This is a genomic window from Marinobacter halotolerans (genome assembly GCF_008795985.1).
Lineage (GTDB): Bacteria > Pseudomonadota > Gammaproteobacteria > Pseudomonadales > Oleiphilaceae > Marinobacter > Marinobacter halotolerans.
The window spans coordinates 792237-809043 of the sequence record NZ_VMHP01000001.1 but is presented as its reverse complement, the minus strand read 5'-3'; the positions used below and the strand labels follow the sequence as shown (position 1 = coordinate 809043).

Below are 16807 nucleotides of genomic sequence, written 5' to 3'. Positions count from 1 at the left end.
AGGCGGTAGTTTTGCCTACAATGCCGACACAGATCCAAGTTCCAAAGGTTTACTCTATGAGCAGCTATCTGATTCTCAAGAATATTCACATGACTGCCGCCTACCTCACCGTGGTGATGTTTGCGCTGCGCCTGCTGCTGGACCTGGTGGGTAAGCCCGAGTGGCGTAGAATGCCGGTGCGCTGGGTGCCCCACGTGAACGATACGATTTTGCTGGTAGCGGCCGTCGGCCTGCTGTTTGTGACGCCCTGGTCGCCGTTCGCCCATGGCTGGCTCATGGCCAAAATAGTCCTCCTGCTGGGTTACATCGCCGCCGGAGTGTTTGCGCTCAAGGAAAATGCCAGTTTCACTGTTCGCCTGATTGCAGCGGCGTTGGCACTGGTGCAGATTACAGCGATATTCCATCTGGCGACCGCCAAACCCTTCTGAACCGGGACCCCGCCAGTGATGACCTGTGGGGTCCCGGGCCTGCCTATTTTCTCAACGGGTAGAACAGATTTGGGGAGGCCAGTTCCGGCAAGTCGGTTTTGGCTTCCTGGGCTGCCCACTCCACCCTTTCCGCTGTGCGAATGGCGTAGTGCATCCAGGCCAGTGCCGCTGCCACGATCACGAACATCAGCATAAAGCTGCTCTGCCAGATACCGGTGATGTCATTCAGCGCACCGAACATCAATGGCAGAAGGAATCCCCCGAAGCCACCAATCATCCCGACCACGCCCCCGACCGCGCCCACATGGGTGGGGTAGTACACCGGTATATGCTTGAACACGGCCGCTTTACCCAGTGACATGAAAAAGCCAAGGATAAAGGTCAGAACCACAAAAGGAACCAGGCTCACCTCCAGGAAAAAGCGGATGTCGCCATCAATGCCGTGGACCACGTATTCCGTTGGCGGATAGCTGAGCAGGAAAGTGCAGATCACGGAGGCAATGAAAGTCCAGTACATGACCCGCCGGGCGCCATAACGATCAGACATCCAGCCCCCGAGAATGCGGAACAGGGAAGCGGGGATGGTGTAGAGCGCCGCGATCATGCCAGCTGTTTTGATGTCCAGCCCGTAAACGCCGATCAGGTAATGGGGAAGCCACAATGCCAAGGCAACAAACGCGCCGAATACGAAGAAGTAATAGAGGGCGAACCGCCACACCCGCAGCTCTTTCAATGGGGCCATCTGCTGCATGAACGACTGGGACTGCTTGCTGGCGCGTTCCTTCGCCAGGGGGTCTTCCTTTGCAAAGATAATAAAAAGCACGCCCACGATGGCCAACACGGTGGCGTAGACCTGCGCGGTCCCCTGCCAGCCCAGTGCCACAAGCAGGAAGGGCGCGCCGAAGTTGGTCACTGCCGCACCCACATTGCCCGCGCCAAAAATGCCCAGCGCGGTACCCTGCCGTTCCTGTTCAAACCAGGCCGCTGTGTAGGTTACGCCCACGATGAACGATCCTCCGGCCAGGCCGACGCCCAGCGCACCGATTAGTAGCATCGGGTAGCTGGTGGCAAAGGTGAGCAGATAAACGCAGGCGGCGGTGGTCAGCATCAGTATGCCGAACACCCAGCGACCGCCGTAACGATCCGTCCAGATGCCGAGAAACAGCCGGCTGATGGAGCCCGTCAGAATCGGTGTGGCCATCAGCAGTCCAAGCTGGGTATCCGACAGTCCCAGATCTGCACTAATGCGGATGCCGATGATGGAGAAAATCGTCCACACCGCAAAGCAAAGGGTGAAGGCAAAGGTGGATAAACCGAGCGCTCGGTACTGTTCGGGTTTTGATGGGCTATTGGCCATGCTCCACTCCCTCCGGAAATTCATCAGAAGATAACGTCTCGAAACACGCCTTAAACCTTACCAAAAACAGGGATTTTCGATGCGGGGCATTGGAGGTACCCCCTGCTGGGTGCAGTGGTGGTAGGCGATCCGGGGTTTCGGGGTTCAGGGGATAGGCCTTTGGTTTCTCTCGTGGGGTACGCGCTATCAGTGTTGATGTAAGTCAATTATGGCCGGCACTGGACTGTGGGCTAATGCTGACAGATATCAATGGATGCCCCTTGAAATAGCCTTTGAAAGGGCGCTGAAAACGCCCTTTGGAGAACCCAAAAATGAAAATCATGATTGCCTACGATGGCTCGCGGAATGCCAGGCTGGCATTGGCCCAGACCATCACCATGTTCCGCGACCTCAAACCCGTCATCACCCTCGTTGCCGTTGCCGAAAACCCCCGCGACATCACCTCGGTAAACGAGGACATGTTCCAGGAAGAGTTGAACGATCTGAAAAGGCACATCGCCGAGGCCATGGAGGTGTGTGAGCGGGAACAGATCTCGGCCGAAAACATGCTGCTGGAGGGTGACGCCCGAAAGATGCTGCTGTTCGCAGCCGAGAAAAAGGTGCATCCGGACATGCTGGTTATCGCCCGCCACAGCCATGAGCCTGACGGCGGTTTTATTGCCCGCTCACTGACTTACTTCGTGGACGAGCTGGATTACATGACCTTCGGCAGCGTGAGTTCCTTCCTTGCCCGTCGCATCCAGTGCCCGCTCCTTATTCTGCCCAGCCGTTGAGTCTGGCCATAACCATTTCTGTATCTGAAAGCCCCGGGAGGCTGACATGAAAGTCGCAGACGTTTTCCACGTCAAGAATCCGGAAGTCAGGGCGCTGCACCTGACCTGGATCGCATTTTTTATAACCTTCTATGTATGGTTCAACATGGCGCCGCTGGCGTCGAGCATGCTCAAGAGCGTCGACTGGCTGACCGCCGATGACCTCCGCCTGTTTGCCATCTGTAACGTGGCATTGACCATTCCTGCCCGGATCATCGTGGGCATGGCTCTGGACCGCTTTGGTCCCCGTCGCGTGTTCTCCGTTCTGATGGTTCTGATGTCCATCCCGGCGCTAGTGTTTGCCTTCGGTAACACCATGACCCAGCTCCTGGTCAGCCGTCTGGTGCTCAGCTCCATCGGTGCCAGCTTTGTGGTGGGTATTCATATGACCGCTATGTGGTTCAAGCCGAGAGACATCGGCTTTGCCGAAGGCTTCTATGCCGGCTGGGGCAATTTTGGTTCTGCCGCTGCGGCGATTACCCTGCCGACCATTGCGCTGCACATGTATGGTGGTGAGGATGGCTGGCGCTGGGCTATCGCCCAGAGCGCGATCGTGATGGCGGCCTATGGCGTGTACTACTGGTTTGCGATCACCGATGGCCCGGTCGGCACCGTTCATCGCAAGCCGCGCAAGGCGGTGGCTCTGGAAGTAAGCAGTTGGGGCGATATGATCAAGCTGATCCTCTGGACCATTCCCCTGGTGGGCGTTCTGGGCATTCTGGTATGGCGCATCGAGAACATGGGGTACCTGAGTGCTACCGGAGCCGCCATCTGTTATGCGGTAATTGTGGCTATTGTCTGCTATCAGATTATCCAGATTCTCCGGGTTAATATTCCCCTGTTGAAACAGGGCGTGCCGGAGGACGACAAGTACCCGTTCAACAGCGTCGCAGCTCTGAACAGCACCTACTTCGCCAACTTCGGTGCTGAGCTCGCGGTGGTATCCATGCTGCCGATGTTCTTCGAGGAAACCTGGAGCCTGAGTGCGACTGCAGCCGGCCTTATCGCTGCCTCTTTTGCTTTCGTGAACCTGGTGGCCCGCCCGATGGGTGGCCTGGTGTCAGACCGTATGGGCAACCGCCGGTTTGTGATGCTCAGCTATATGTTCGGCATCTCGGTAGGCTTCGCGCTCATGGCGCTGATGAACTCCAGCTGGCCGCTGATTATTGCCGTGGGTATTACCGTCTTCACCTCGTTCTTCGTTCAGGGAGCGGAGGGCGCCACCTTTGGCATCATCCCTTCTATCAAGCGGCGTCTCACCGGGCAGATCTCCGGGATGGCCGGTGCCTACGGTAACGTGGGTGCGGTGGTTTACCTGACCATCTTCACCTTCGTAACCTCGACCCAGTTCTTCTACATCATTGCCGGCGGTGCGTTTATCAGCTGGTTGTTGTGCATGATGTGGCTGAAGGAGCCGGAATCCGGGTTTGCCGACGAATACCAGGTATCTTCTGTGGATCTCCAGATCGAAGAGGAAGAGCGTCGCCGGCAGGCCGCTGCGACCACCTGAGCTTGGCCAATAAAAAAGCCCGCACGGAGTTATCCCTGCGGGCTTTTTTATTGGCCAAGCTCAGAAGTGATCGTAGCCAAACTTCATATACGTAATGCCGGGGCTCAGGATAAGACGCCAGGCAAGCTCCACATTATCCGTGTACTCGGGATCGAACACTCGCACAGTGTCAATCAGGCACTCCATCCAGAGGTCGTAGAGGTGAGGTTTGATATTGAGTGCCTCTGCGCTGTGACAGTGGGCAACTCTGCGGAGGACATCGTCAACCGTGCCGCTGGCGTAAAAGGCCACCAGGCTGTAGAACGATTTCTTTAACATACTTCGCTGACGGGCCATGTCCGTGTCCCGGAAAAGCATCTGGATCTCGGGCGATGCGCGGAGAAAGCGCTGGTAGAACGCTTCGAAGAAATCTGTGCCGTTGACCGAGGCCGACAGGACACGATCAAAGCTCTCGTCAAAAATGTCGTCAAAAGACATGTCGGGGCCTCCCGCTGGCACCCTGGCAAGAAGCCAGAGATCTTACTCTTATAAAACTAACATCTGGCATACATAAAACCAATGCTGATGGCGTCAGTGCACAATCAGGATTCGAAACGCCAGCTGCAAAAAAAACCGGCCTCATCTCTGGGGCCGGTTGTTGGTGTGGTGCCCGATTTTACGGGTTCTTTATATAGGCGCCTTTGCGCAGGTAAAACCACCAGTTCACTACCAGGCAGACTGCGTAGAACACGGCGAATCCGTACATGGCGACTTCCGGAGTGCCCGCCTGGATTTCCTGGCCCATCACCCGGGGGGCGATAAACGCACCGTAGGCGGCAACCGCGGAGGTCCAGCCCAGAACCGGGCCTTTCTGCTGCTGGTTGAAGATGAAGCCGATGCTGCGGAAGGTCGAGCCGTTACCGATACCACTGGCCGCAAACATGATGATGAACAGGATCAGGAACGGTGCAAAGTAGGTGTTCGGATCGGTGGAGTTATACGCCAGCATCATCACGTAGCCTGTGGCCACAGAGGCTGCGACCATCACAACCGAGATGATCTGGGTAACGATGGATCCGCCCACCTTGTCGGAAATCCAGCCGCCCACGGGGCGAATCAGGGCGCCGACAAACGGTCCCATCCAGGCCCAGGTCAGTGCGCTCGGCGCATCCGGGTTAACTACCCTGTTAACGGTGCCATCGGCCGCCACTTCCATCATATTTCCGAAGATAACGGTGATAGACAGCGGCAGGGCAGCGGAGAAGCCGATGAAGGAACCGAAGGTGAGGATGTAGAGGACGGTCATGGACCAGGTGTGCTTGTTGCTGAAGATCGCAAACTGGGCCTGGATGTTGGGCTTGATATCGCCCGGGATCAGTCGCAAAAGAATCAGAGTCAATACAATGGTCAGCGGCAGGGCAAGCCACATGTTCATTACGCTGAGGGCCCAGACGCCTGCGATAGAGGCGAGAATGCCTACGCCATAAAGTCCCAGAATCTTGCCGAATGCCGAGAGGGGGTTGCCCGGGTTCGGGGTAACCACTTTCAGGTTGTTCATGCCAAACCAGCCGGCAAACGCCAGGGGAATCAGAAACACCAACCAGATAAACCCGGCGTTCTGGATCCAGGTGTCGGTGCCCGCTTCAATGCGGCCAATCAGGGTGCCGCTCGGGCTTTGCAATTGCATCGGGTCGCCGGCCAGGGCGCCGAAAATGCCCACGGTCATGACCAGTGGGATGACCACCTGCATGGTAGTGACGCCAAAGTTACCGAGACCGGCGTTCATGCCCAGACCATAGCCCTGTTTGCTTTTCGGGTAGAAGGTGCTGATGTTGCTCATGGAGCAGGCAAAGTTACCGCCACCGATTCCGGAGAGCAGCGCCAGAGCCTGAAACACAATAAACGGTGTTTCGGGGTTCATAAGGGCGATGCCGGTACCGGCCGCAGGAATCATCAGCAGCGCGGTGGTCAGGAACACCGTGTTTCGCCCGCCGGCAATCTTGATCATGAATGAGGCCGGGATTCGCAGGGTGGCGCCAGACAGGCCCGCAATTGCAGAAAGGGTAAACAGCTGCTCAATGCTGAAGGGAAAGCCCAGGTTCTTCATCTGAGTGGTGATCATTCCCCACATCAGCCAGACCGCAAAGCCCATCAGCAGGCTGGGGATGGAAATCCACAGGTTGCGGGAGGCGATGCGTTTGCCCTCCCGCTCCCAGAATTCTTCGCTTTCGACATCCCAGTTTTCGATGTCTGCGTTGGTTTTGGCCATGATAACTGCTCCTCACGTTGCGAACCTGACGCCACGGCAACCGTGACGACCGGACTATGGAGCTATTCTGCAAAGGCCGGGCAGGAAGTAATCATGACAAATATCAAGAAGGGTCTGAAGCCGCCGATGACGGCTGCTCAGGTTTTTTAAGATGCTGTTTTCGTCTCTAAATAAATCAATTAAAACAAATATTTATATTGGTGATACAACCGATGGAGTAGTGCGTCTACCGATTGGGCGCAGTAGAGGTAGCCACGAGTTTCCAGCGGCCTTGACCCAGGCAGCGGCTTTAACTAATCAAAAGTATGCCGTGCGCTCCCTTTGTCAGCGCACGGATAAGGATGTGGTTGTGATTGTGATATCTGCCACCTACACCGTGATGGCTGCTTCGCTGCTGGCCTGGGGCATTCTGATGACGACGGTCTGGGCGTTCTGATCAGGCCGGGTAGGGCAGTACGCCGTAACAGACCGCGCTGAAATGAAGCGCACTGCCGCTGATTACGAACAAGTGCCAGAGCGCGTGCATGTAGGGCAGTCGGTCGGCGAGGTAGAAAGCCACGCCGACCGTATAAGCCAGGCCGCCAGCAACCAGAAGGTAAAAAGCCTGCTCATTCAGGTTGGCTAGCAGGTCCCCGGAGGCCACCAGTATCAGCCACCCCATGGCGAGGTAGATGCCGACCCGGGCGAGCTTGAAACGGTTGTTGTAGATTAATTTCAGCACCACACCTGTGATGGCAAGAGACCAGACAATTGCCAGCAGCGTCCAGCCGGAAGAATCCCGCATGTTCACCAGCAAGAAGGGAGTATAGGTGCCCGCGATCAACAGAAAGATGGCGCAGTGGTCCAGGGTTTTGAAAACTGCTTTCGGCCCGGGATGTCGTGCGCCGTGATAAAGCGCCGAGGCCAGGTAAAGCAGCACCAGAGAAGCCCCGAAAATACCAAAGCTGACAATCTTCCAGATGTCGCCCATCTGGCTGGCCAGAATGATCAGGGCAACGGTCCCGACAATGCTCAGAATCGCGCCAATGCCGTGGGTGGCACTGTTAAGCCATTCTTCGATGTAGTGGTGGGGGTGTTGGGTTTCAGTCATGGCGCCACCTTACTTCAGCGTACAGTTGTACGCAAATGACAATGCGGTAAATTTACCTCGTGTCGCGTCTGATGATTCAGAAAATTTGAACGAACCGGCGGAAAACTTCCGTTTTCTGTTTGTCCGGAAACCACCTAGGCTTGGTTCATCACATTGGAAACAGTCAAAGGAGACGTTCAGATGGCAAAAGTACTGGTACTTTACTATTCAATGTATGGTCATATGGAAACCATGGCCAACACCGTGGCCGAGGGTGCGAAAGGTGTAACCGGCGCCGAGGTTATCGTGAAGCGTGTGCCGGAAACCATGCCGGACCAGGCTTTCCTGGATGCTGGCGGCAAGGCAGACCAGAAGGCGCCGGTCGCTGACCCGAAAGAGCTGGCCGACTACGACGCCGTTATCTTTGGCACACCCACCCGCTTCGGCAACATGTCAGGCCAGATGCGCACGTTTATGGATCAGACCGGCGGGCTCTGGGCCCAGGGCAAGTTGCACGGCAAGGTTGCAAGCGTTTTTACTTCCACCGGTACTGGCGGCGGGCAGGAACATACCATCAGTTCATTCTGGACAACCCTGGCCCACCACGGCATGGTGATTGTACCGCTGGGTTACGGCATTCCCGAGTTTTTTGATATTTCCGAAGTCAGTGGCGGCACGCCCTATGGCGCATCGACCATTGCCGGCGGCGACGGCTCGCGGCAGCCCAGTGAAAAAGAACTGACCATTGCCCGCTATCAGGGCAAGCACGTGGCCGAGCTGGCGGTTAAACTGCACGGCTAAAGCCCTGACCCGGAGCCCCGATGGCCGCAGCCCTGGCACTGTTCTATAAACTCCTTCCCCTTTATGTAACAGTGCTTCTGGGCTGGACAGCCGGCCGCTACCTTGAGGCAAGCGGTCGGCATATCGCCGGCATCATGCTTTACATCGTCACACCATCGGTGATTTTCGCCGGTGTGATGGCGGCGCCTCTTTCCTTTTCCGTTATTCTGCTTCCGGTACTGACGTTTACCCTGTGTACCGTACTGGGGCTTCTGCACCTGGCCATCGCCAAGCGGACCGTTACCGATGAAAGTGCAAACCTGATTCCCCTGGCTGTAGGCACGGGCAACACCGGCTACTTTGGTATCCCTGTTGCGCTACTGCTGTTTGGCCAAGAAGGGCTGGCCCTCTACATCGTGTGCATGCTGGGCACGACGCTGTTCGAAAATTCTGTGGGTTTCTATCTGGCGGCCAGGGGCCGATACAGCATTGGCGACGCGCTTGGGCGAGTGGCCCGGCTGCCTTCTGTCTACGCGTTTATAGCTGGCATAGCGCTGAACCTGTTCGGCTTCTCCATACCCGAGGTGTTCGTACCACTGTTCGACAACCTGCGCGGTGCCTACAGCATTCTGGGTATGATGATTATTGGCATGAGCATTCTGTCAATGCGGGGGCTGGCGGGTAATCTGCGGTTTACCACTCTGGCGTTCTTCGGAAAGTTCGTGTCCTGGCCACTGGTCGCACTGGCGCTCTGGTGGCTGGACGCCAATGTGTTCGGCATCTACAGCGAAGCCGTGCACCAGGCGATTTTCCTGATCTCGATCACGCCGATGGCCGCTAATACGGTGGTCATCGCAACGTTGCTGGATACATCACCTCGCCAGGCGGCGGGTACGACGTTACTCAGTACCCTGTTCGCCCTGGCGTTTATTCCGGTGATGGTGGCCTGGGTGTTTCCTTAATCCAGGTGCTTGCCCAGCAGAGAGTGATAGATCTGCTTGTCAGCCACGAAGCCGATAATCTGGTTTTTATCTTCGACCAGCACACAGTGCCCCGTCACATAGCGGATCTCCACCGCCTCCCGTAGCGATGTCCGAGGTGGCACCCGAGTCGGGCGCTTTTTCAATGAACTGATGGGCTGTTCCGGATTCCAGACCTGGGTGTCGAAACTGTCTTCATGCTGGAAAACGACGGCCGCTGCGGCATCGCCGGGATTCTCCAGCCAGATGTCGTAGGCGACACTGACTAGCTTGCGACCGCGTTCGTCGGTCTCAACGGTATCCAGTGACTGAAGCACGGAGCGAACGTGGAGCACGCTCAGGGGATTGACCGAGGCTACGAAATTGCGCACATAGTCCGTGGCCGGATCCAGCACAATCTGCTCCGGGCGGCCCTGCTGGACGATTTCGCCGTCTTTCATGATCGCAATCCTATTGCCAATCTTCAGTGCCTCGTCAAGATCGTGGCTGACAAACAGAATGGTTTTGTTCAACGAGCTTTGCATCTCAAGCATCTCGTCCTGCAGTTGTTCCCGAATCAACGGATCCAGAGCCGAGAAGGGTTCATCCATCAACAGTATGTCCGAATCGGTTGCCAACGCCCTTGCCAGTCCCACTCGTTGACGCATGCCACCGGACAGCTCATCAGGGCGATGATTCGCCCATTCGGAAAGCCCGACCAGATCAAGCTGTCGCTGGGTTTTCTCCCGCCTCTCCCGTTTTGGCAATCCCTGCATCTCCAGCCCGAAAGCTACGTTTTCTGCGACGGTCATCCAGGGAAACAGGGCGAAATTCTGGAATACCATGGAAATCTTCCGGGTACGCAGCTCACGCTGAACCGCCTCGGAGGCCTTGGTGAAATCGATCTGCTGGTCTCCGTCCTGGATGCGGATAGCACCACTGGTGACTTCATTCAGACCGTTGACGCAGCGCAGCAGGCTGGATTTACCCGAGCCGGATAACCCCATCAGTACAAAGATCTCACCCTGCTCGACTTTCAGGTTGGCCCGATTGACGCCTACCACCAGGTCGGTCTTTTCACGGATATCGTCCCGGCTCAGTCCCTCTTCTATCATCGGCAGCGCTCGTTGTGGCTGCTTGCCGAAAACCACATTTACATTCTCGAATTCGATCATGTCAGCCTGCCGTTATTTTCTCTGTTTAAAGAAGCGATCGAGCCAGATGGCCAGAAGCACAATAGCCAATCCTGCCTCGAAACCTTTGGCAATATCGACGGTGTTCAGGGCGCGAACGACCGGAACACCCAGGCCGTCTGCGCCGACCAGTGCGGCGATAACCACCATCGACAGCGACAGCATGATGCACTGGGTAATGCCGGCCGCAATGGACGACATGGCCGCGGGCAATTCCACGCGGAACAGCAACTGGTTCTTGGTGCAGCCAAAGGCCTTGCCGGCTTCCAGCAGTTCTTTCGGTACCTGGGACATGCCCAGGTAGGTCAGGCGGATCGGGGCGGCAATGGCAAAGATCACTGTGGAAATCACCCCGGGTACAACGCCCAGGCCGAAAAGGGTCAGTGTGGGGATGAGATACACGAAAGGGGGAATGGTCTGCATCAGATCCAGCACTGGCTGCAACACGCGAAATGACCAGGGGTGGTGTGCGACCACAATGCCAAGGGGCACGCCTATCGTGATACAGAGAACGGTGGCGTATAACACCAGGGACAGGGTCGCCATGGTGTCTTCCCAGTAGCCCAGGTTCCAGATCAGCCCGAACGCAATAATGGTGAAGATGGGCATGCCCCAACGGCGATGCCAGGCCGCTGCTGCGGCGGTAAACGCAGCAATAAGAAGTGCAGGATGAATCCAAAGAAGCCCTTCGGTGAGACCATGGATAAGCGTGTCGAGAGTATCTGAAATGGCGTCGAAAACCACGGCGCCATTGTCGACCAGAAAATCCACGAAGTCTTCCATGGCTTCCCCGAAGGGCAGCTTGTGCTCAGTTATCCAGTTCATACTAGAAATCCGGTTTGGGAGAGATAGCGGAGGCAGTATCGTTACTGCCTCCGCCTCAATTCCTGATTACTTCAGGGCTTTCTTCACGGCAGGCATGGCAGGTTTGCCATCAATGGTCTTTACGCCTGCGAGCCACTTGCCCAGTGAGCCCGGATTTGCCTGCAGCCACTGGCGGGCCGCATCGTCGGGCTCCATGCCATCGTTGAGGATCAGGCCCATCACCTCGTTTTCCATGGCAAGGGAGAACTCCAGGTTGTTGAAGAAGGTGTTCAGGTTCGGGCAGTTGTCGAGATAGCCCGAGCGCACGTTGGTGTAGACAGTGGCACCACCGTAGTTCGGCCCGAAGTAGTCGTCACCGCCACTCAGATATTCGAGGTCATGGTTGGCGTTCATCGGATGCGGTGCCCACGCGAGGAACACAACCCACTCGTCACGCTTTACGGCGCGCCCTACCTGCGACAGCATGCCGGCTTCGCTGGATTCCACCAGACGGAAATCGCCAAGCCCGAAAGCATCGCTTTCAATCATTTCCTGAATCAGGCGGTTGCCATCGTTGCCGGGCTCAATGCCGTAAATCCGGCCGTCGAACTTGTCGGCATGCTTGGCAATGTCGGCGAAAGACTTAACGCCGGCCTCATAGGCGTAGGCAGGCACGGCGAGGGTGTACTTGGCGCCCTCCAGGTTGGCCCGCAGAGTTTTTACCGAGCCATCGTCCAGGTAAGGCTGAACATCGCCTTTCATGGTTGGCATCCAGTTACCCAGGAACACGTCAATGTCCTTGTTCTTCATCGAGCGATATGTGACCGGTACCGACAGGATCTTGGTTTCCGGCTCGTATCCGAGACCGCTAAGAACCTGGGAGGTCAGCGCCGTGGTGGCGGTAATGTCCGTCCAGCCTACATCGGAAAACCGGACCACTTTACACTCGGTGTTCGGGTTTGCTGCCCAGGCCATGGAACTGGCCAGAATACAAATCACACCAGCGATAATGGATCGCATCGTTTTTCTCCTCTTTTTCATTTTATCGTTTGGTACTTCTGATCTCCCCGGTTCAATTACCGGGGGTTTGGGTTAAAGCCGTCAGAAGGGCGATTCCAGATCGCACATTCCGACATAAATCGATTTAAGCTGAGTTACATGCTCTAGCGCCGCGCGGCCGTTTTCCCGGCCGATGCCAGACAATTTGTAGCCGCCGACGGGCATCTCGCCGGGGGAAGCGCCCCAGCTGTTGATCCAGCAGATGCCTGCCTCCATGCGGTGAATAACGCGGTGGGCACGCTTTATGTCGCGGGTAAACACACCGGCAGCAAGCCCGTAATCGGTATCGTTGGCACGGCGAATGACTTCGTCCTCGTCGTCAAAAACGAGCACTGACATCACCGGGCCAAAAATTTCTTCCCGCACGATGGTCATGTCATCGGTGCAGTCTGTAAAGACGGTGGGCTGGAGGTAGTAACCGTCCTCAACGCCCTGGGGCTGAACGCGGTTACCGCCGATGGCAAGTGTTGCGCCTTCGTTCTTTCCTTTTTCAATATAGTCCAGAACCACATTCAAATGCTTTTCAGAGATCAGGGCCCCCAGATTGGTTTCTGGATTGGAAGGATCGCCAATAACGATGTTGTTTCGGGTACGCTCGAGCAGCTGATCGATAAATGGCTGAACGATCGAGCGATGCACAAAGACCCGGGTGCCATTGGTGCAGATCTCACCCTGAGTATAAAAATTACCCAGCATGGCGCCAGAAACAGCCTGATCGAGCTCTGCATCGTCGAAGATGATCATTGGCGATTTGCCGCCCAGTTCCAAAGTGACCTGTTTGAGCGTTTTCGCGGAATCCGCCATGATGGTGCGACCGGTTTCCGCTTCTCCGGTGAAAGACACCTTGGCAATCGAGGGATGGGCCGTCAGCATCTGACCAACCTGATAATCACCCTGCACCACGTTGAACACACCGGCCGGCATGCCTGCTTCGATGAAGATTTCTGCCAGTTTTAGCGCGCCCATCGGGGTTTCTTCCGAGGGTTTGAAAATCATGCTGTTGCCCGCAGCCAGGGCCGGCGCAGACTTCCAGCATGCAATCTGTAGCGGATAATTCCAGGCGCCTATGCCTGCACAGATGCCCAGCGGCTCTCGGCGGGTATAGTAGAAATCACCGCCCAGATCCTGAGCCGTGCCCTCAAGCCCCGCCGCTTCACCGGCAAAAAACTCGATACTGTCGGCACCGGTCACAACATCAACCTCTACAGCTTCCTGCCAGGGCTTACCGGTGTCAGCCACTTCGACCGCCGCCAGCTCATCGTTACGCTCATGCAGCAGGGCAACGGCCCGGTTAAGGATGCGGCCGCGCTCTTTTCCGGTCATGGCAGACCACGCTTCGAATCCTTCCCGGGCTGAAGCGACAGCCGCCTGCATGACTGACTCATCGGCCTGTTCAACCCGATAGATGACTTTGCCGGTACCGGGATTGATCACATCGAAGGTTTCGCCGGACTGATTGGCAAACGGCTTGCCGGCGATAAAGGATCTGTAGACGGGAGTCGTCATGATGAAAGCTCCTCTGCATGGCGAATGGTTAAATCTATGTAGCTTTTGCACAAATTGGCAGCCCGGTCTGTTTCAATCCGGCCCTCGCTTAGGGCCGTCCTCAGCCAGAAACCGTCGATCAGGGCGGCCACGCTGTGTGCGGTGGCTGCAACCTGTTCATCGGGCAATAATTTGCGCAAATAGAATTTCAGGTTCGACAGTAGCCTGCGCTCGTTCAATCGCTGCAGGCGGGCCAGCGCAGGGCTGTGCATCGCCTGGGACCAGAACGCCAGCCAGGTTTTTGCTGATTTGTCTGCAGTCTGGGAGCCAGAAAAGTTAGCGTCCACGATTGCCATCAATCGTGCATGAGGGTCATTCGGGAGCTTGGCCAGCAAGTTCGCCAGATCTCGCTTCATCAGCGATAACTGGTGCTGCATCGCAGCCTCCAACAACGCCTGTTTACCGCCGAAGTAGTGGCTGACAATGCCCACGGAAAGGCCAGAGACCTGGCTGATTTTTGCGACAGTCGCCGCCTGAAACCCGTGGACCTCAATGACTTTCAGGGTGGCCTCAATCAGTTCTTGCCGCCTGATAGACTCAATGGAAATTTTCGCCATAGTCCCTCATCAAAGTTCAATGAATAGCTGCATGAGCGGGTGCCTCACAGCTGGCGCTCTGGCATACCGAGCCGCTGACGCTCGGGCCAGTCTTCTACCGAGAAGATGGGCGCTTCGGACGGCGACAGCATGCCCCGACCAAGAATGTGGTCTGCTGCTTTCTCGCCGATCATGATGGTCGGTGCGTTCAGGTTGCCATTGGTGACAGTCGGCATGATCGAAGAATCCACCACCCGCAGACCGGCAATGCCATGGACCCTGCATTCGGAATCCACCACCGCCATGGCGTCCTCACCCATGCGACAGCTGCCCGCCGGGTGGTAGGCGGTTTCAGCCGTGCTTGCGACCCACTGGTCAATCTCATCGTCGGTTTGCACGTTCTTGCCGGGGGACAGTTCTTCTCCTCGATAAGGGTCAAAGGCCGCCTGGGCAAAAATTTCCCGCGTCAGCCGCAGGGCCCGCCGCCAGGCAATCCGATCCTCTTCTTCACTCAGATAGTTGAAAACAATCTCTGGCGCTGCCTCCGGATCGGCAGACTTGAGTGTGACCTCACCACGGCTTTTGGGCTTGTTGTGACCCAGGTGCACCTGGAAACCATGCCCTTCCGACGCACTTGATCCGTCATAAGCGATGGCGCCGGGGAGGAAATGGTATTGGATATCCGGATATTGCAGCCCGGCCCGGCTGCGGATATAGCCGTTGGACTCGAAATGATTGGTCGCACCCAGCCCGGTTCGGGATAACAGCCAACGCGCGCCGATCAGCGCCTTGCCAAGCGGACCCAGCCAACCGTTCAGCGTAATCTTCTGCTTGCAGGCCTGCTGGACCCAAACTTCCAGATGGTCCTGCAGATTTTTGCCCACACCGGGCAGATTGTGAACGACATCAATGCCGTGGCGTTGCAGTTCGGTGGCCGGGCCAATACCCGACAGCATCAGCAACTTCGGCGAGTTGAAGGCACTGGCCGACAGAATTACCTCTTTCTCTGCGCGTACCCGAACAGTTTTGCCGCGCTGACGGTACTCCACGCCCACGGCTTTAGTACCGTCCATGAGAACCCGGGTGGTGAGGGCGTGAGTCTCCAGGGTCAGGTTGCTCCGGTTCAGCGCAGGCTTCAGGTAGGCCATTGCCGTGGAGCAGCGCACACCGTTGCGAACGGTCATGTCCATGCGGCAGAAACCTTCCTGGCGATGGCCGTTATAGTCATCGGTTTCGCCGTATCCTGCCTGCTTGCCGGCGTCTATAAATGCGCGGTAGAGCGGGTTTTTCATTCCGTTACCGTTACAGGTGGTCAGGTTGCCATCAACGCCACGATAGTTGTCGGAGCCATAAACACAGTCTTCAGCACGACGGAAATAAGGCAGCACATCCCGGTAACTCCAGCCCTGGGCACCCAGCGACTCCCACTCAGCGAAGTCACCGGCATTACCGCGGACGTAAGCCATGCCGTTGACCGAAGAGGAACCACCGATCACCTTTCCACGCGCCTGATGCAGCTTCCGCCCCTGGAGCCCGGCCTCGGGCTGGGTATGAAACCCCCAGTCGTACTTGCTCATGCCCATGGGGATAGAAAAGGCGGATGGCATTTTGATGAACACCGAGTTGTCCTTGCCCCCGTATTCGAGGACCAGAACCCGATGCTGACCGTCGGCAGACAGTCTGTTTGCCAGTACAGAGCCGGCAGAGCCTGCTCCAACGATCACGTAGTCAAACGTTTGGTCAAAAACCCGTTCAGCCATTGTTTAGGTCATCCAGAAAAGCGAAAGTTGAATGAGTATACAACAAATTGAACAGGTATTCAGTGTCTGGCTAAAAAACCACCAGTGGCCGGAGTGTCGGTATGCTTGGAAGGGGTGTGGTGGGAAGCAAAGGGTACTGACCTGCTGGGTACCCTTTGCACGGGCGCTTAGGTCTGTTAGCTGTAGCCCTGAAGCAGCCCCGCCATGTCGTCGGCATGTTCTTCCTCAACTGCGAGAATCTCTTCCATCAACCGGCGAGTGGTGGGGTCCTTATCGCCCAGGTACTGGATGATTTCACGGTAGCTGTCGATAGCGATGCGCTCTGCCACCAGGTCTTCCTCGATCATTTCCTTTAGCGTGTCGCCTTCGACGTATTCTGAATGGCTGCGGGTCGACAGGCTGTCCGGTGACAGATCCGGTTTCCCGCCCAGTTGCGCAATACGCTCGGCAATCTGATCGGCGTGGCCCTGTTCCTGCTGGGCATGTTCGAGAAATTCCTGCGCGACGGCTTCGGCATTCAGCCCGTCAGCGGCATAGTAATGGTGCTTGTAGCGCAGAACGCAGACGATCTCGGTCGCGAGTGCCTCATTGAGGATTTTGATCACGGTCTCGCGGTCAGCGTTGTAGCCTTCAGTAACTGCGCCATCGCGCATATTGGCGCGGGCGCGCTCGCGGATTGCCTTGATGTCGGAGAGAAATGGCTGGTGACTGCTGGTTGCGGTGTTCTTCGCGGTGCTCATGTGGCAA

The 16807-nt window shown here is 56.6% G+C and carries 17 protein-coding genes; 6 read left to right on the top strand and 11 right to left on the bottom strand.

The features are described 5' to 3' along the window. Positions 1-56 precede the first annotated feature (56 nt). On the top strand, positions 57-428 hold the full coding sequence (locus FPL19_RS03810; protein WP_150910761.1) for a SirB2 family protein: 372 nt from the start codon (positions 57-59) through the stop codon (positions 426-428). Between the two features lie 43 nt (positions 429-471). Here FPL19_RS03810 and FPL19_RS03805 read toward each other — a convergent pair whose 3' ends face one another. After that, on the bottom strand, positions 472-1785 hold the full coding sequence (locus FPL19_RS03805; protein ID WP_150910759.1) for an MFS transporter: 1314 nt from the start codon (positions 1783-1785) through the stop codon (positions 472-474). 311 nt (positions 1786-2096) lie between these two features. On the opposite strand from FPL19_RS03805, the gene FPL19_RS03800 reads away from it, so the two are divergent. Further along, positions 2097-2558: a universal stress protein gene (locus FPL19_RS03800; RefSeq protein ID WP_150910757.1), complete on the top strand. Its 462-nt coding sequence runs from the start codon at positions 2097-2099 to the stop codon at positions 2556-2558. Positions 2559-2604: 46 nt separating this feature from the next. Beyond that, the gene (locus FPL19_RS03795) at positions 2605-4107 is read left to right on the top strand and encodes an MFS transporter (RefSeq protein WP_150910755.1); all 1503 of its coding nucleotides are present in this window, start codon (positions 2605-2607) and stop codon (positions 4105-4107) included. Between the two features lie 60 nt (positions 4108-4167). Here FPL19_RS03795 and FPL19_RS03790 read toward each other — a convergent pair whose 3' ends face one another. Both FPL19_RS03790 and FPL19_RS03785 read right to left on the bottom strand, forming a co-directional pair. Next, positions 4168-4584, bottom strand: coding sequence for a globin (locus tag FPL19_RS03790; RefSeq protein WP_150910753.1), 417 nt, complete (start codon positions 4582-4584; stop codon positions 4168-4170). Positions 4585-4762: 178 nt separating this feature from the next. Continuing rightward, positions 4763-6355 (bottom strand): MFS transporter, encoded by a 1593-nt coding sequence (locus FPL19_RS03785; RefSeq protein WP_150910751.1) that lies wholly within the window; start codon positions 6353-6355, stop codon positions 4763-4765. 151 nt (positions 6356-6506) lie between these two features. On the opposite strand from FPL19_RS03785, the gene FPL19_RS03780 reads away from it, so the two are divergent. Continuing rightward, positions 6507-6791: a hypothetical protein gene (locus tag FPL19_RS03780; RefSeq protein ID WP_150910749.1), complete on the top strand. Its 285-nt coding sequence runs from the start codon at positions 6507-6509 to the stop codon at positions 6789-6791. Here the strand turns inward: FPL19_RS03780 and trhA are convergent, their stop codons facing one another. After that, entirely contained in the window at positions 6792-7445 is a 654-nt protein-coding gene (trhA, locus tag FPL19_RS03775) for a PAQR family membrane homeostasis protein TrhA (RefSeq protein ID WP_150910748.1), read from the bottom strand. A 180-nt stretch (positions 7446-7625) separates the two neighbouring features. On the opposite strand from trhA, the gene wrbA reads away from it, so the two are divergent. Both wrbA and FPL19_RS03765 read left to right on the top strand, forming a co-directional pair. After that, positions 7626-8225 (top strand): NAD(P)H:quinone oxidoreductase, encoded by a 600-nt coding sequence (gene wrbA / locus FPL19_RS03770; protein ID WP_150910746.1) that lies wholly within the window; start codon positions 7626-7628, stop codon positions 8223-8225. Between the two features lie 20 nt (positions 8226-8245). After that, positions 8246-9166, top strand: a complete 921-nt coding sequence (locus FPL19_RS03765) for an AEC family transporter (protein ID WP_150910744.1) — start codon at positions 8246-8248, stop codon at positions 9164-9166. On the opposite strand, the gene choV is transcribed toward FPL19_RS03765, so the two are convergent. From choV to FPL19_RS03730, 7 genes are all read right to left on the bottom strand, one after another. Further along, entirely contained in the window at positions 9163-10338 is a 1176-nt protein-coding gene (choV, locus tag FPL19_RS03760; RefSeq protein WP_150910742.1) for a choline ABC transporter ATP-binding protein, read from the bottom strand. The two genes, FPL19_RS03765 and choV, sit on opposite strands and share 4 nt — an antisense overlap. Positions 10339-10350: 12 nt before the next feature. Beyond that, positions 10351-11181, bottom strand: coding sequence for a choline ABC transporter permease subunit (gene choW, locus FPL19_RS03755; RefSeq protein ID WP_150910740.1), 831 nt, complete (start codon positions 11179-11181; stop codon positions 10351-10353). Between the two features lie 66 nt (positions 11182-11247). After that, entirely contained in the window at positions 11248-12180 is a 933-nt protein-coding gene (locus tag FPL19_RS03750; protein WP_150910738.1) for a choline ABC transporter substrate-binding protein, read from the bottom strand. Positions 12181-12261: 81 nt separating this feature from the next. After that, positions 12262-13725, bottom strand: a complete 1464-nt coding sequence (gene betB, locus FPL19_RS03745) for a betaine-aldehyde dehydrogenase (RefSeq protein WP_150910736.1) — start codon at positions 13723-13725, stop codon at positions 12262-12264. Next, entirely contained in the window at positions 13722-14321 is a 600-nt protein-coding gene (betI, locus tag FPL19_RS03740; RefSeq protein WP_150910734.1) for a transcriptional regulator BetI, read from the bottom strand. Before betI ends, betB begins: the two co-directional genes overlap by 4 nt. A gap of 44 nt (positions 14322-14365) precedes the next feature. Then, complete coding sequence (gene betA, locus FPL19_RS03735; RefSeq protein ID WP_150910732.1) at positions 14366-16060, bottom strand: choline dehydrogenase; 1695 nt, start codon at positions 16058-16060, stop codon at positions 14366-14368. A 176-nt stretch (positions 16061-16236) separates the two neighbouring features. Further along, positions 16237-16800 (bottom strand): ferritin-like domain-containing protein, encoded by a 564-nt coding sequence (locus FPL19_RS03730; RefSeq protein ID WP_150910730.1) that lies wholly within the window; start codon positions 16798-16800, stop codon positions 16237-16239. Positions 16801-16807: the final 7 nt, after the last annotated feature.

What these genes read in the sequence shown, in the direction of transcription:
- FPL19_RS03810 (WP_150910761.1), top strand. Translation starts at nt 57, where the DNA reads ATGAGCAGCTATCTGATTCTCAAGAATATTCACATGACTGCCGCCTAC.
- FPL19_RS03790 (WP_150910753.1), bottom strand. Translation starts at nt 4,584, where the DNA reads ATGTCTTTTGACGACATTTTTGACGAGAGCTTTGATCGTGTCCTGTCG.
- FPL19_RS03795 (WP_150910755.1), top strand. Translation starts at nt 2,605, where the DNA reads ATGAAAGTCGCAGACGTTTTCCACGTCAAGAATCCGGAAGTCAGGGCG.
- wrbA (WP_150910746.1), top strand. Translation starts at nt 7,626, where the DNA reads ATGGCAAAAGTACTGGTACTTTACTATTCAATGTATGGTCATATGGAA.
- FPL19_RS03780 (WP_150910749.1), top strand. Translation starts at nt 6,507, where the DNA reads ATGCTGTTTTCGTCTCTAAATAAATCAATTAAAACAAATATTTATATT.
- choV (WP_150910742.1), bottom strand. Translation starts at nt 10,338, where the DNA reads ATGATCGAATTCGAGAATGTAAATGTGGTTTTCGGCAAGCAGCCACAA.
- FPL19_RS03805 (WP_150910759.1), bottom strand. Translation starts at nt 1,785, where the DNA reads ATGGCCAATAGCCCATCAAAACCCGAACAGTACCGAGCGCTCGGTTTA.
- FPL19_RS03730 (WP_150910730.1), bottom strand. Translation starts at nt 16,800, where the DNA reads ATGAGCACCGCGAAGAACACCGCAACCAGCAGTCACCAGCCATTTCTC.
- betA (WP_150910732.1), bottom strand. Translation starts at nt 16,060, where the DNA reads ATGGCTGAACGGGTTTTTGACCAAACGTTTGACTACGTGATCGTTGGA.
- FPL19_RS03800 (WP_150910757.1), top strand. Translation starts at nt 2,097, where the DNA reads ATGAAAATCATGATTGCCTACGATGGCTCGCGGAATGCCAGGCTGGCA.
- FPL19_RS03785 (WP_150910751.1), bottom strand. Translation starts at nt 6,355, where the DNA reads ATGGCCAAAACCAACGCAGACATCGAAAACTGGGATGTCGAAAGCGAA.
- trhA (WP_150910748.1), bottom strand. Translation starts at nt 7,445, where the DNA reads ATGACTGAAACCCAACACCCCCACCACTACATCGAAGAATGGCTTAAC.
- choW (WP_150910740.1), bottom strand. Translation starts at nt 11,181, where the DNA reads ATGAACTGGATAACTGAGCACAAGCTGCCCTTCGGGGAAGCCATGGAA.
- FPL19_RS03750 (WP_150910738.1), bottom strand. Translation starts at nt 12,180, where the DNA reads ATGCGATCCATTATCGCTGGTGTGATTTGTATTCTGGCCAGTTCCATG.
- FPL19_RS03765 (WP_150910744.1), top strand. Translation starts at nt 8,246, where the DNA reads ATGGCCGCAGCCCTGGCACTGTTCTATAAACTCCTTCCCCTTTATGTA.
- betI (WP_150910734.1), bottom strand. Translation starts at nt 14,321, where the DNA reads ATGGCGAAAATTTCCATTGAGTCTATCAGGCGGCAAGAACTGATTGAG.
- betB (WP_150910736.1), bottom strand. Translation starts at nt 13,725, where the DNA reads ATGACGACTCCCGTCTACAGATCCTTTATCGCCGGCAAGCCGTTTGCC.